Annotated in this window: 9 protein-coding genes and 1 tRNA gene; 7 read left to right on the top strand and 3 right to left on the bottom strand. The window is 40.9% G+C overall.

All coding sequences use genetic code 11. From position 1 onward, the window contains the following. Window positions 1-122: 122 nt before the first annotated feature. The 3 genes from GSY63_RS23135 to GSY63_RS23125 all read left to right on the top strand — a co-directional run bounded on the left by GSY63_RS23135 (window position 123) and on the right by GSY63_RS23125 (window position 6,029). Window positions 123-3,473, top strand: coding sequence for a SusC/RagA family TonB-linked outer membrane protein (locus GSY63_RS23135; protein WP_208094643.1), 3,351 nt, complete (start codon window positions 123-125; stop codon window positions 3,471-3,473). A gap of 18 nt (window positions 3,474-3,491) precedes the next feature. After that, a complete protein-coding gene (locus GSY63_RS23130; RefSeq protein WP_166588214.1) occupies window positions 3,492-5,036 on the top strand; it encodes a RagB/SusD family nutrient uptake outer membrane protein in 1,545 nt (514 codons plus the stop codon). A 132-nt stretch (window positions 5,037-5,168) separates the two neighbouring features. Then, on the top strand, window positions 5,169-6,029 hold the full coding sequence (locus GSY63_RS23125; protein WP_166588213.1) for a metallophosphoesterase family protein: 861 nt from the start codon (window positions 5,169-5,171) through the stop codon (window positions 6,027-6,029). Window positions 6,030-6,100: 71 nt separating this feature from the next. On the opposite strand, the gene GSY63_RS23120 is transcribed toward GSY63_RS23125, so the two are convergent. Both GSY63_RS23120 and GSY63_RS23115 read right to left on the bottom strand, forming a co-directional pair. Next, the gene (locus GSY63_RS23120; protein WP_166588212.1) at window positions 6,101-6,499 is read right to left on the bottom strand and encodes a protease inhibitor I42 family protein; all 399 of its coding nucleotides are present in this window, start codon (window positions 6,497-6,499) and stop codon (window positions 6,101-6,103) included. Between the two features lie 121 nt (window positions 6,500-6,620). Beyond that, complete coding sequence (locus GSY63_RS23115; protein WP_166588211.1) at window positions 6,621-7,364, bottom strand: carbonic anhydrase family protein; 744 nt, start codon at window positions 7,362-7,364, stop codon at window positions 6,621-6,623. Between the two features lie 220 nt (window positions 7,365-7,584). Here GSY63_RS23115 and GSY63_RS23110 point away from each other — a divergent pair, with 220 nt between their 5' ends. From GSY63_RS23110 to GSY63_RS23100, 3 genes are all read left to right on the top strand, one after another. Further along, the gene (locus tag GSY63_RS23110; protein WP_166588210.1) at window positions 7,585-8,553 is read left to right on the top strand and encodes a hypothetical protein; all 969 of its coding nucleotides are present in this window, start codon (window positions 7,585-7,587) and stop codon (window positions 8,551-8,553) included. Between the two features lie 40 nt (window positions 8,554-8,593). Then, window positions 8,594-9,568, top strand: a complete 975-nt coding sequence (locus tag GSY63_RS23105) for a FimB/Mfa2 family fimbrial subunit (protein WP_166588209.1) — start codon at window positions 8,594-8,596, stop codon at window positions 9,566-9,568. Between the two features lie 176 nt (window positions 9,569-9,744). Further along, entirely contained in the window at window positions 9,745-10,710 is a 966-nt protein-coding gene (locus tag GSY63_RS23100) for a hypothetical protein (RefSeq protein ID WP_166588208.1), read from the top strand. Window positions 10,711-10,790: 80 nt separating this feature from the next. Here GSY63_RS23100 and GSY63_RS23095 read toward each other — a convergent pair. After that, a tRNA-Pro gene (locus tag GSY63_RS23095) sits at window positions 10,791-10,864 on the bottom strand. A 633-nt stretch (window positions 10,865-11,497) separates the two neighbouring features. Here GSY63_RS23095 and GSY63_RS23090 point away from each other — a divergent pair. Then, entirely contained in the window at window positions 11,498-13,447 is a 1,950-nt protein-coding gene (locus GSY63_RS23090; RefSeq protein ID WP_166588207.1) for a polysaccharide biosynthesis protein, read from the top strand. Window positions 13,448-13,513 lie beyond the last annotated feature (66 nt).

The raw sequence follows: 13,513 nt of genomic DNA, 5'->3' as shown, positions 1-13,513 counted from the left end.
TCCAACAAAAAACGGCCCTGTTGAAGCAGGACCGTCTAAATAATTTTTGCATGCCAATGGGACGGCAATCCCCGGCTAGCAATGCTTAGCAATTTATTCACCATCACAAAGCAATCAAAAATATGAATTTCTATACACTGTTATGGAAGCAATTTATGCGAATTAGTATATTATCTTTTAGTATCCTGCTTACGGTTGGGCTGCTCTATAGCCAGGCAGCTGCTGTAAATGCGCAAAGCTTAGAGAAGCGCATCGATATTGACTTTGATCACGAGAGCCTCGATAAAGCCATTAAACAGGTGGAGTCGAAAGCCGACCTTACATTTGCCTATGATGCCAATTATTTGGCGCTGGCCCAAAAAATTGTAAAGACTTCTAAATTCCGCCAGGAAAAGCTGGAGACAATTTTGGCAACAGTGCTTAACGGAACCGGCATTGCGTTTAAGGAACAGGCTGGCAATATCCTGCTTTTTAAACAAGCTTATGGTAAGTTAAACGGTAAAGTAACCGACGAAACCCGCCAGGTATTGCCGGGCGCAACGGTTAAAGTGGTTGATAGCACTAACGGCACAACAACAGGCGCCGATGGCAGCTATTCGCTTAACCTGCCCGAGGGCGTTTACAGCATTGAGGTATCCTTTACCGGTTTTCAGAAATCAACTATTAAAAATGTAAAGATTTCTGCCAATAAAACTACTTCGTTAGATTTTAGTCTGGCCGGCGGAGCAATGCTTAAAGAAGTAACAGTAAGTTATGGTAAACAGCGTGCCCGTGAAGTTACAGGTTCAATAGGCCAGCTTAATGCGGCGCCTTTAGAAGATATGCCTGTTATTCAATTTGCTCAGACATTACAGGGCAAGGTGGCAGGTGTACAGGTAGCTATCAGCAGCGGTCAGCCGGGTAGGGGTATTGATTTCCGTATCCGTGGTGCAGCCTCATTATTCTCAAGCAATCAGCCATTGTTTGTAGTTGATGGCATGCCTATCACTGGTAGCATTAATAACATTAATCCGGACGAGATTGAATCTTATTCAATTTTAAAAGATGCTGCTGCAAGCGCGCTTTACGGTTCGAGGGCTGCTAACGGTGTGGTTTTAATCACTACAAAACATGCCAAACCGGGCGATGCACAAATTGAGTTCCATAGTAATTATGGCGTGCAAAAACTACCAACCAATAAAGTGCCTAAAATGATGACCGCACGTGAGTGGGCTGACTTTGAGAATGAATACTATCAGGACAGGGTTAAATACGAAGGTTACACCGGTAAACTGGATACTACTTATTTAAACCCGGAACGTTATGGCACAGGCACCAATTGGTTTGACGTATTGACGCGTACAGCACCAATCCAAAGCTATGATTTAACCATCAAATCTGCCCGCGAAAAATCATCTTCGACAGTTATTGCAGGGTATCAGGATCAGCAAGGGGTATTATTGAATACAGGTACTAAGTTGTTCTCATTACGCATAAACGAAGATTTGAGCATTGCCAACAACAAAATTAAAATTGGCTTTAACCTGGCGCCAAGCTATCGTATGGATCATAACAATCGTTTAAATACCGACGGCGTTGGTGGTTTATTTGAAAGGATTTTCGAGGCCAGCCCGTTAGCTGTGCCGGTTAACCCGGATGGTAGTTATCCTAAGTATGCTTACTCGCCACCGATGGTGCAGTATTTTAATCCGTACGCTCAGTTTATGTTATCGAATGATAATTATCTAACTACGCGTATTTTGGGTAATGGCTATTTTAACTACGAATTTGTTAAGGGCCTTACCCTCAAAACAAATTTGGGTGTAGACAAAGGCGCCGAAACACGCAATTTATATAACAACTCATTATTAAGCAGTACGTCATTAGCTACCGCTACTTCTAGTTCGGTTGATAACTACTCGTGGACTGCAGAAGCCAACTTACAATACAACAAATCATTCGGCGATCACAATATCGAAGCGTTGGTAGGTTATTCGGCGCAGAAATTTAACCAGGTGAGTAACTCGGTTGCTGGTACAGGATTCCCTAGTGACGACGTGCCTTGGTTAAGTGCTGCAACCAGCATAACCTCTGGCTCGAGCAATACTACGAGCTATGCTTTATTGTCGGCAATTGGGCGTATCAACTATAACTATAAAGGTCGCTACCTGTTATCAGGTGCTATCCGCCGCGACGGTTCATCAAGGTTTGGTTCTAATCAGCAGTATGGTAACTTCCCATCAGTGTCTGCCGGCTGGATTGTTAGCGACGAAAGCTTCATGGAAGGCTTAAAGGTGATCAACCTGTTCAAAATCCGTTCAAGCTACGGTTTAACAGGCAATAACTTTTTTACTTCTGGCAACTACCCCGCACAATCTACCATAGGTAGCTACAATTACGTGTTTAATGGCGCGTTGGTACCAGGCACTACTATCAGTAGCTTGGGAAACAGTAATTTAGCATGGGAGCGCAATAAGCAATTTGATATCGGTTTCGACCTGTCAATGCTTAATAACCGCATCTCGGTAACCTACGATTACTATCACAAACTAACTGACGGGCTGATTCAGGACAGACCTGTGCCACAGGCGTCTGGTTTCTCTACCATCAAATACAATGTGGGCGCATTTGCCATGTGGGGCCACGAGATTACTGTAAATACAGTTAACTTAAATGGTAAATTAAACTGGACTACCAACTTTAACATTTCGTTCGATAGAAACATTATCAAATCATTGGTTAGCCCGGGTTATATCCGCAGAAACAATACGGTTACTTCAGATTATTACAGAAACCAGGTTGGTCATCATTTAGGCGAATTCTATGGCTTTGTAAATCTGGGTCTGTATAAAGATGCTAATGACTTGGCTACCTCTGCTAAATATGGTTCGGCATCTGACGTGGGTACACTTAAAATGAAGGATCTTAACGGCGATGGCGTAATAGACGACGTAAACGACCGTACTTTCATCGGTGACCCTACACCTAAGTTTACCTTCGGCTTAACCAATAGCTTCCGCTATCAAAAGTTCGATCTAAGCATATCTATGGCTGGCTCGGTAGGCGGCAAAATCCTAAACGCGGCTAAATGGGCTTATCGTACCAATATGGATGGCTCGCGTATGTTGTTAGCTGCCGCAGCAGACCGTTGGAGATCTCCGGAAGATCCGGGTTCGGGCATTTATCCGCGTACAAAAACCGGTACAACGGCAATTGGTCGTTCGGTAAACACACAGTGGGTTGAAAACGGCTCATACCTTACCGCTAAGAACATTGCATTGGGTTATACCTTCGGTTTAAAAGACAAGTTTATTTTAAAAAGCCTGAGGTTATATGCATCAGTTCAGCAAGCCTTTATCATCAGCGGTTACTCTGGCATGAACCCCGAGATAAACTTTGCCGGTTTAGACCCAACGCAGGGTATTGGTGTTGACGAAAATGCTTATCCGGTACCGCGCACATTCTCAATCGGTCTTACATCAACCTTTAAATAATCTCCCATTTAAGTCAACATGAAAAAGACATATATACTTACTATACTTCTGGCGTCGCTAACGGCAACATCTTGCAAAAAGAGCTTTTTAGAGCTTACGCCTCAAGATCAATATTCGTCGGGCAACTTTTACCAAACCGAAGCTCAATTTAGGCAGGCGGTAACTGCAGCTTATACGCCGTTACGTGATTTGCTTAACTACGATTACTTTACCGGCGAAGAGCGTTCTGACAATACTCATTACGAATTTTATCAAACCAATCGTGGTACGGCATACACGCAACGCGAAACCATTGCCGACTTTACAGATACCCCTACAGACACCTACACGAACAAAGTTTATTTCGACTGCTATAGCAGTATTTCAAAATCCAATATTGTAATTGGCCGCCTTGGCGCATCAACGGTAGCTACAGCTGCTAAGAGTGATATAGACGGTCAGGCTAAGTTTTTACGCGCCTGGAACTATTTCCGTTTAGTTAGATACTTCGGCGCTGTTCCGCTTTATTTAAAAGAAGTAACCACTGCTGATGAGGCCTTTTTACCACGTTCGCCCGTTGATGCTGTTTACGCTCAGATAATTGCCGACGCTAAAGATGCAATCAATGAGTTAGCTGCGCCAACCAAGTTTCCGCAAAGCGGCCAGGCTACTAAGGGTTCGGCTACCATGTTACTTGCCGAAGTATACGTTACTCAAAAGAAATGGGCCGAGGCCGAGACTCTGTTAACTACACTGCCTGCAATGGGTTACGGCCTGTTAACTAATTATGCGGACGTTTTCTCTACTGCAAACAAAAACAGCAAAGAGTCAATTTTCGAGGTTCAGTTTTTGGAAGGCTTACAAGGCGGACAGCAAAGTAATTTCATTTATCAATTTTTGCCCCGTACCACTAATGCACAGATCATTACAGGCATTGCCAATGATAATAACAGTGGTATTGGCGGTTGGAACACACCAACGCAAGATCTGATCAATAGCTACGAAGCGGGCGACAAACGTAAGGACGCTTCTATCGCTATTGCCGAAGGTACTTACAACAGCAGTAATCTGTTTACCATCACCGCAAATAAGAGCATTCTAAATTATACTCCTGCAGCTGGTAAAACCGGTGTGCCTTACATCAAAAAATACCTTAACCCGCACGCAAACCCTAACAATACCAATGATAACTGGCCGATATACCGCTATGCCGACGCATTATTGTTGTTGGCTGAAGCGCAGAACGAACAAGGTAAATCGGCTTTGGCGCTTACCAGTTTAAATGCAGTACGTACACGCGCGGGCTTAGCTGTAACCAATACTACAGATCAAACCGCTTTGCGTGCTATTATTTTGCATGAAAGAAGAGTGGAACTTGCCTTTGAAAACCACCGTTGGTTAGATCTGGTGCGTACAGGCAACGCCATTTCGGTAATTAACGCCTACGGTGTGCAGTTGAAAAAAATCTATAGCTACATAACACCGGATGCCTACAACGTAACTAACGACAGGTTGCTGTTCCCGATTCCACAATCGGAACGTGAGACCAATCCTGACTTAACCCAAAATCCGGGATATTTTTAACAATATCGGAATTGCCCAATCAACATGCCCTCTTAAATATATTTAAGAGGGCATGTTTTATTAAGAATTGTTGGTAAAACAAAAACTAAAGAAATAATCAATCGATTTATCTTGTATCCTGAAAAACTACGTATGAGCAGTACACGTCGTAAATTTATTAAAACTGGCATTGCTGGGATAGCAGGCATAAACTTGCTTCCGGCCATAAATTCTTTTGCATCAACCGGCAACGAAATAACCAAAAGGATGGCCGGTGATTTTAAACTGCGTTTTGCTCTGGTTTCAGACGGGCATTACGCACAACCGGAAACCGATTCAGACACTTTTTATCACAACATGATCGGTTGGATGAATAAGGAACATCAGGATAATCACCTCGACTTTGTAATTGTGAATGGCGATTTGGTGCATAATCGCCCCGATCTACTGCCGAAGGTTAAGGAAACTTATCTAGATAAACTGGCCGTGCCCTATTACACCATACCCGGCAATCATGATTTTGCTGATGCTGCCATATGGAAAAACGTTTTTGGTTATGAGGACAAATACACTGTAGAGCATGGTGATATAGGCCTGGTATTCGCCAATACGGCTAACACCAAAGGTGAGTATGTTTGTCCGGACAATAAATTCCTGAAAGAATCATTCGAGAAGTTTAAAAATAAGGCAATTGTTTTTGCCGTACTGCATATTGCACCGCACCAATGGCTGCCCGAAGAGAAGAATATATTTTTAGATTGTGCCGATACGGTTGAACTTCTGCATGCTTATCCAAATATTAAAGCAGCCTTTCACGGGCACGATCATTCATTAGATGGTATCAGATATACAGGGAAGCGATTCCCACATTTGTTCGACTCGCATTTTGGCGGTAACTGGGGGACCGACTACAAAGGCTACCGGATTGTAGAGGTAGGGCAAAATAATAAGATCTCAACCTATCAGGTTAATGCCAGCCAGAATCCAAAACTTAACAGTAATATCTTAGGGTAAAATAAAGCGTAATTTACAAAAGCCTCGGTCCTTTAAAAACCAATGCCTATCAAAACCACATAGATATTAATCTAATTAACAGTAATCTGATTGCTGAACACCCATAGGGTATCTGTATTTGCACCTCGAACTGCGGGTATCTTCAGGGTGGTTTTGCCAGTGGAAATTGCTGTAAATTTCCACGTATTAGTTCCAAAATCGCCCAACATCTTAGGGTTTTTAGGATTTTGATGAGAGCGACTGTTTAGGGTTAAAACGGTCGCATCAAATTTGGGATCAATGGTTTGATACCCGGAGTCACCCGGGTCGCCGGCAGTTACGGCAATAGTTTCTCCTCTGGTTACTGATATCAATTTTCCATTGTCTGCCTCCGTTAATTTTATGTCCGCATCGACGCTTTCTTTTTTACAGGCTGCAATAGCACTAACAATAATGGCAACAAGAATAATGCATTTGGATAAAGGTGACATATAGGTTGTTATTTATTATTTTATAATAAACCGAAAGATTATGATTTGATGCCTTGAATAGGATCAAAATTATAATCTACATATACCTATACGGTTTGTTAAAAACAAACGCTACAACTAGCTATAAAAAATCTACTTTTCCTGATTTCATGTGGTAAATAGCCCCAATAATTTTGATCTTACCTTCCTGTTCCATCTCACTAAGTGCAGGGCTTTGCTTGTGGATGTTTTGAATAGTCAGCAGTACGTTCTCCTTGCAAACAGCCTCAATAAATCCTTCGTTTTTCGACGAGGTATCGCCTTTAAATGTCGACCGGACATTCTGCACAGCAGGCTTGATCTTAGCCAGTAGGGGAGTGATATTGCCAAACTTAACATCATCTGCTGCAGATTTAATAGCGCCACAGTACTCGTGGCCCAAGACAACTACAACTTTAGAGCCCGATACGTTACAGGCGTATTCGAGGCTGCCTAAAATATCCTCGTTAACAATGTTGCCTGCAACCCTGGCTACAAAAAGATCGCCGATGCCTTTATGAAACACATCTTCAACCGGAACGCGTGAATCCAGACACGAAAGGACTACGGCTTTTGGGTATTGCCCTAAAGCAGCTTCCCGGATTCTTTCCGAGTTGTTGCGGATAGTCAATTTGTCTTCAATGAAATCCTGATTTCCCTCTTTTAAACTGGCAATTATACTGTCAGGGCTTAGTTTGGCTTGCTGGTCTTTAGTAAGCACTGTAACCGTAATAATTGATGAGTCGGGGATAGTTGCAGTAGTTTGATCGGTGGTGGCGTGCTGGGTGCACGATGCTGCAACAATTGTTGCTGCAAAAAGCGGGATAACGTTTAGGAAATGTTTCATAATCTATCGGTTAACTACTTCTAAAGATAGCCATTATATAAGTTGATAAAATGATTTTGGACATAAAAAGATCGATAGAAATTTTAGGCGCTTTTGTTGCTTTACAGTATTTCCCAAATCGTTACCGTTTTGTAACTAATTGTTATACTTGGTGTTATCTCGCCTATATTTGGCTATTCTACAAACACCGGTACCTAATACCCGATCTAACTTTATCACTATGAAAACAAATCTATCACTGCTAATGATTATTGCGGTTGCATTGTTCAGCTGCAAAAAAGACAAATCCGTAACTCCGGAAAAACAGCCAAGCACCATTGCCGTAACCAAGTATCCTGTTTCATTTTCTGCTTCTGCTTTCAGCAGCCAAACAAGTGCCTTTGGGACGAAAGCAGTAAACGGTGTTAAGAAAACACAGGCTTTAAAAGACCAGATCAGTTTCCTACAATACTATGTAACCCGTATTGATAGCCCCGGTATTATTATTAAAACAGTTATTCAAAAATCGACGGATGCTAACTTTGGAACTATCAGGGATACGTTACCAAATGGAAATTACAGGATAGTTTTTTTAGGCACAGAGACCAAAGACATAGATGTTGCTGCATATAATAACAGTTATGAGGATAACCCTGAATCACTCTGGCCTCTATACGTTTTTGATGATATCCCAGGTAGTTACCCCCTGTCTCCGAGCTCCATGGGTGATGTGTTCCTAAAAGTACTTACCCTAACGGTAACTACCAGAACCAACACCGATATTGTTATGGATAGGTTAGTTGGAAAGATAAATGTAGTTATACAAGATGCGATACCAGCAAATGTAACTCGCATAGAATGTAGGGAGCGTCTGCCAAGAGGGTATGACATAATCTCAAATAAGGTGTTTAGTACCGGCAATGGCGTTCCTCTTATAACGTTTTTTCACAACGTTGTACCTTCCGACATCGGCACTAAAGGCTTTACGTTTTCCACAACGTGCTTCCCTACGGGCGCCAACATCGAGTTATTCGGGTTTGACGCGGCAGGTAATGTATTATTCGATCGTTATGTGTCCGACAACGAACCTGTAAAAGCTAATACAACGCTTACTTTCTCGGGCACGCTGTTCGATAATTCTTCAATCACCAATATAACCACAAACCCGGTATGGGGGCCGGCAACAACATTACCGTTTACAGACTATTAATCAAACTATGGATATATAAAATCATTTTTATTAAATCCCTATGAAAACAAACCTTACACTCTTAATAGTTATTGCGGTTGCATTGATCAGCTGCAAAAAAGACAACTCTATGGTTGTTAAAGATAAGCCCAGCCCTCCAGTTGCGGTAACCAAATATCCTGTTTCATTTTCAACCTCTTTTAGTGCCAACTCTAAGCCCCTTGGTTTAAAAGCAATAAACGGTGTCAAGAAAACCCAGGGTACTTTAAAAGATTATATCAATTTCTTAAAATACTACGTAACCCGAATTGACAGCCCGGGAATTATTATTAAAACGGTTATCCAAAAATCTACAGATCCTGATTTCGGGGTCATCAGAGATACGCTGCCAAAAGGAAATTATAGGGTGGTTTTTTTAGGCGAAACAGAAGGCGGAACAGATGTTGTTCCATATTCTTATGATTGGGAAGCCCCGCAATCAACCTGGGATCTATTCGCTTTTAATGAAGCACAAAGCTATATCCCACCTCGTCCGTTGGGAGACATTTTCGTAAAAGTAGTTAAAGTTACAGTTTCCGAAAGGGCCTTCACTTACATAGAACTGGAAAGGTTAACGGCGAAGGTAGATGTAGTTATACAGGATCCTATCCCTGCAAATGTAGCCCGTATAGAATGCAGAGAAGTTTTTACTGATGGATATAACCTGATTACCAACGAAGACTATAAGGGTAGTGGCAGCGGCTTTCCGTATACAACATTTGTTCATCAGGTTTTGCCTTCCGAAATAGGGACGAGATACTTAACGTTTTACGCCATGAGTTTTCCTCAAGATGGTACACAAATAAATCTAAGAGCTTATGATGCGGCGGGTAAATTATTATTTGACCGTTATGCAGCCGATGGTGGCGGATACCCTGTAATAGCTAATACGGAGCTTATCTTTTCTGGCAATATGTTCGATAATCCTTCGACGACTATTGTGGGTATAAACCCTACATGGGGCAACATCAAGACGGTTCCGTTTACAGACTATTAATAAAAATTTGCGTATTGTATCGTTTTCGCCGGATTGCAAAAGCGATATAGTTGAATGAACATAATTTCTCAGATAGTGTCCATTCTGCCGTTTTTGGACTCATTTTAATATTTCTCACCTACATTAGATCACTCTACAAATATTGGTAAATACAACTTGAAATTAATTCTACCACTATGAAAGCAAACTTTACATTATTAATGATTTTTGTGTTGGCTTTGGCCAGCTGCAAAAAAGACAACACGATGGTTGTTAAAAATCAGCCAGATCCTACTGTCGCGGTAACCAAATATCCGGTTTCATTTTCTGCATCTGCTTTTAGCAGCCAAACAAGTGCGTTTGGAACGAAGGCTGTAACGGCGGTTAAGCAAACGCAGGCGTTAAAAGACGTAATCAAAGTTTTATCATACTATGTAACAAGTGTTGACAGCCCCGGCATTATTATTAAAAAGGTTGTTCAAAAATCAACCGATGCTAATTTTGGAACCATCAGAGACACCCTACCGAATGGAAATTACAGGGTAGTGTTTTTGGGTTCTACCGGTAGCCGAATAAAAGTAGGGGCGATGTCATTTGATTACGAAGTGCCTGTTTCACAGTGGGATTTATATGCATCCGATGACGGTAGTTTCTTCCGAAGCGATTCTATCGGTGATAATTTCGCAAAAGTACTTAACCTTACAGTTAATGCACGTACCAATTACGACGTGGTTATGGAACGTATAGTAGGCAAGGCAAAAGTGGTAATACAAGATGCCATACCTACAAATGTTGCACGTATAGATTGTTTATGGCAAAGCTTACCAGGTGCTTATGATTTATTTACAGGCACGCCTAACTATGGTAATGGCGGCGGTTTACCTATTTTAACATTCCATCATCAGGTTACACCGGCCGAAATTGGGAAGAAGGGTTTCACATTCGGCGTCACAACTTTTGCTACGAGTATTTCGATCCAATTATTTGCGTACGATGCAGCCGGTAATCAGCTGTATACAAGATACGTATCAGATAATACGCAAATAGATGCTAATACCATGGTTACTTTCACAGGTACACTATTCGATAATTCCCAATCGGCAAATGTATCAGCAAACCCGGTTTGGGGAGGCTCAACAACATTACCATTTACAGATTATTAATTAGGATTTGCGCTTTATAAAATTGTCTGAAAATAAAAAAAGCCTGTAAAAATTACAGGCTTTTTTGGTATCGCTTTTTGTCGGGATGGCAGGATTCGAACCTGCGGCCTCCACATCCCAAATGTGGCGCGATACCGGGCTACGCTACATCCCGAAAGGGAATGCAAAGGTAGGTTTATGGAACCACTATTACAAAGTTTTTTTTAAAAAAAATGGCACCCTACCTCGGAGCCTTTTTTGCCTTTTTTACGGCTATTTTCATTGTGCTGATAATTAAATGGTTAAGAACTTTTATCTTTCTTGCCTTCAAATATTTATCCATCTAAAGCTTGATACCGTTAAAACACCCAATTTTCGGAGCCTATTTAATTTTAAGAAAAAAAAACGCCATATTTAATGTTAACCTTTTTGCTGTGCGAAATTACTCCCGAACATTGAACTCATTAGCCATCGGGCACAATAATTAAAAACTCCTGGTCTTTAGGTTTAATTATTTTTTGAGGGCTTATTTTAACATAAATAATTGTTTGTCAGGTTTTTGAATGACTTATTCATCTAATAGTAATTTATGCATCTCCATAAAATTGAAACAGAATTGTCATTTGATTGTATCATACAGTTAAAAGCCTGCGTAATGTAAATAACACTCTAATAAACCTGGCTTTTTGTAAAAAAATTAACCTTGTGTTTATACAGCACGGTATTTAAAGGTTAGGTTTGTGAATATTTTATTTTTAATATTGTAAAGGATTCTTAATATATCTGATTTTAACTCTACACCTATCTAATGTTTCAATCAATAAACATAGTTCCACGCTGGATAATATTTATGCTGGATATGATTATCTGCATGTTTTCACTGGGACTAGCATATTTCATACGGTATAATTTTGATATCTATAATATTGACGCGGTTTCTTTCTGGAGAAACATCTTTATTTTTTCATCAATAAATATTATCGTTTTTGTTTGTGTGAAAACCTATGCGGGTATCATACGCTATACCAGTTTTCAGGATGCCCATCGCATAGTGTTATCAATCAGCATTAGTAATTTTGCTTTTTTTATCACCAATATGACGCTGATGGCCTATGGTTTAAAACCGGCTATATCAAACGTGGTTTTGGTGATAAATGCATTGTGCAGTTTTGTGTTGCTGGTTAGCTACAGAGTGTTAGTGAAGTACTTTTTCTTATATATTAAGAATTTAAACCTCGACAAGCGACATGTAGTTATTTATGGTGCCGGCGAAGTTGGTATGGCAGCAAAAAGAACGCTCGACCATGATGTTGTAGTTAACATGACTGTAAATGCGTTTCTTGATGACGATACCCGGAAAGAAGGTAAGAATATTGAAGGTGTAAAAATTCATGCGGTTAACTCTTTCGAGAAGCTAATAAAACTCCACGATAAGATAGATGATCTGATAATCGCTATAAACAACCTGAGTTCGGAAAGGAAGAATAGGATAGTTGATATCTGTTTGAAGCATAACATCCGTGTACTAACATTGCCCCCCGTTACTAATTGGATCAATGGGCATATTAACTCTGAGCAAATTCAGCAGATAAAAATTGAAAATTTATTGGAACGTGAGCCGATAGAGATTCACAACGATTCGATTGCCGAGCAGATTAGCGGCAAGCGTATTGTAGTTACCGGTGCTGCGGGTTCAATTGGTAGTGAGATTGTTCGTCAGCTGATTCATTTTAATCCGCAGCTGATCATTTTGAGCGATCAGGCCGAATCACCTCTGCACGAATTACAACTAGAACTGGAAGATACCTGTAAAGACCAGATCTTTCATTCTTTTATTGGTGATGTGCGGGATAAGAATCGCATGGATACGTTATTCAAGACTTTCCAGCCACATTATGTATATCACGCAGCCGCATATAAGCATGTTCCGTTAATGGAGCACAACCCGGCAGAGGCAATCCGTACCAATATATTAGGTACCAAAATTATAGCCAATCTTTCGGTGCAATACGGCGTGCAGAAATTTGTAATGGTGTCTACAGATAAGGCAGTGAACCCAACCAATATCATGGGGGCTTCTAAACGGATTGCAGAGATTTATGTACAGGCATTGTTCAATTCTTTCTCTGAGCGAGGCGTTATTTATGAAAACGGCCTAAGTCATCTTAATAACAACCGTAGAAAAGAGCTAACCAAATTTATCACTACCCGTTTCGGAAACGTATTGGGTTCTAATGGGTCGGTTATTCCAAGATTTAAGGCTCAGATTGAGAAAGGCGGGCCGATTACCGTTACCCATCCCGAAATTACACGCTACTTTATGACCATTCCAGAGGCCTGCAGGCTTGTATTAGAGGCTGGCTCGATGGGTAATGGCGGTGAGATCTTTATTTTTGATATGGGCAAGTCAGTCAAAATTGTTGAACTTGCTAAAAAGATGATCCGTCTTTCGGGCTTAATACCTAACCAGGATATAGCCATTGAATTTACCGGTTTACGTCCAGGCGAAAAGCTTTACGAAGAATTGCTTAACGACGAAGAGAACACCATACCAACACACCATCATAAAATTATGGTGGCTAAAGTTAGAGAATACAGCTTTGAGCTGGTTGTAAAACAAGTAGATGAACTGATACAGACCACAGCTACAGGTAATACAACCCGTATGGTATCTAAAATGAAAGAAATTGTGCCGGAGTTTAAGTCTAACAATTCTATCTACGAGTCGTTGGATTATAAGGCAGAGCTGTCAAATTAATAGTTTTAATATAATTTGAGCGTTTAAGGCCCGGCAAATTGCCGGGCCTTAAATATATTATAGCTA

Source organism: Mucilaginibacter agri (assembly GCF_009928685.1).
In the GTDB taxonomy this organism is placed as follows: Bacteria; Bacteroidota; Bacteroidia; order Sphingobacteriales; family Sphingobacteriaceae; genus Mucilaginibacter; species Mucilaginibacter agri.
The sequence above is the reverse complement of the archived record's forward strand: the minus strand, read 5'-3'. Positions and strand labels throughout refer to the sequence as shown.

Excerpts from the sequence above, each read along its gene's own strand:
- GSY63_RS23130 (WP_166588214.1), top strand. The coding sequence starts at position 3,492 with ATGAAAAAGACATATATACTTACTATACTTCTGGCGTCGCTAACGGCA.
- GSY63_RS23100 (WP_166588208.1), top strand. The coding sequence starts at position 9,745 with ATGAAAGCAAACTTTACATTATTAATGATTTTTGTGTTGGCTTTGGCC.
- GSY63_RS23120 (WP_166588212.1), bottom strand. The coding sequence starts at position 6,499 with ATGTCACCTTTATCCAAATGCATTATTCTTGTTGCCATTATTGTTAGT.
- GSY63_RS23115 (WP_166588211.1), bottom strand. The coding sequence starts at position 7,364 with ATGAAACATTTCCTAAACGTTATCCCGCTTTTTGCAGCAACAATTGTT.
- GSY63_RS23110 (WP_166588210.1), top strand. The coding sequence starts at position 7,585 with ATGAAAACAAATCTATCACTGCTAATGATTATTGCGGTTGCATTGTTC.
- GSY63_RS23090 (WP_166588207.1), top strand. The coding sequence starts at position 11,498 with ATGTTTCAATCAATAAACATAGTTCCACGCTGGATAATATTTATGCTG.
- GSY63_RS23125 (WP_166588213.1), top strand. The coding sequence starts at position 5,169 with ATGAGCAGTACACGTCGTAAATTTATTAAAACTGGCATTGCTGGGATA.
- GSY63_RS23135 (WP_208094643.1), top strand. The coding sequence starts at position 123 with ATGAATTTCTATACACTGTTATGGAAGCAATTTATGCGAATTAGTATA.
- GSY63_RS23105 (WP_166588209.1), top strand. The coding sequence starts at position 8,594 with ATGAAAACAAACCTTACACTCTTAATAGTTATTGCGGTTGCATTGATC.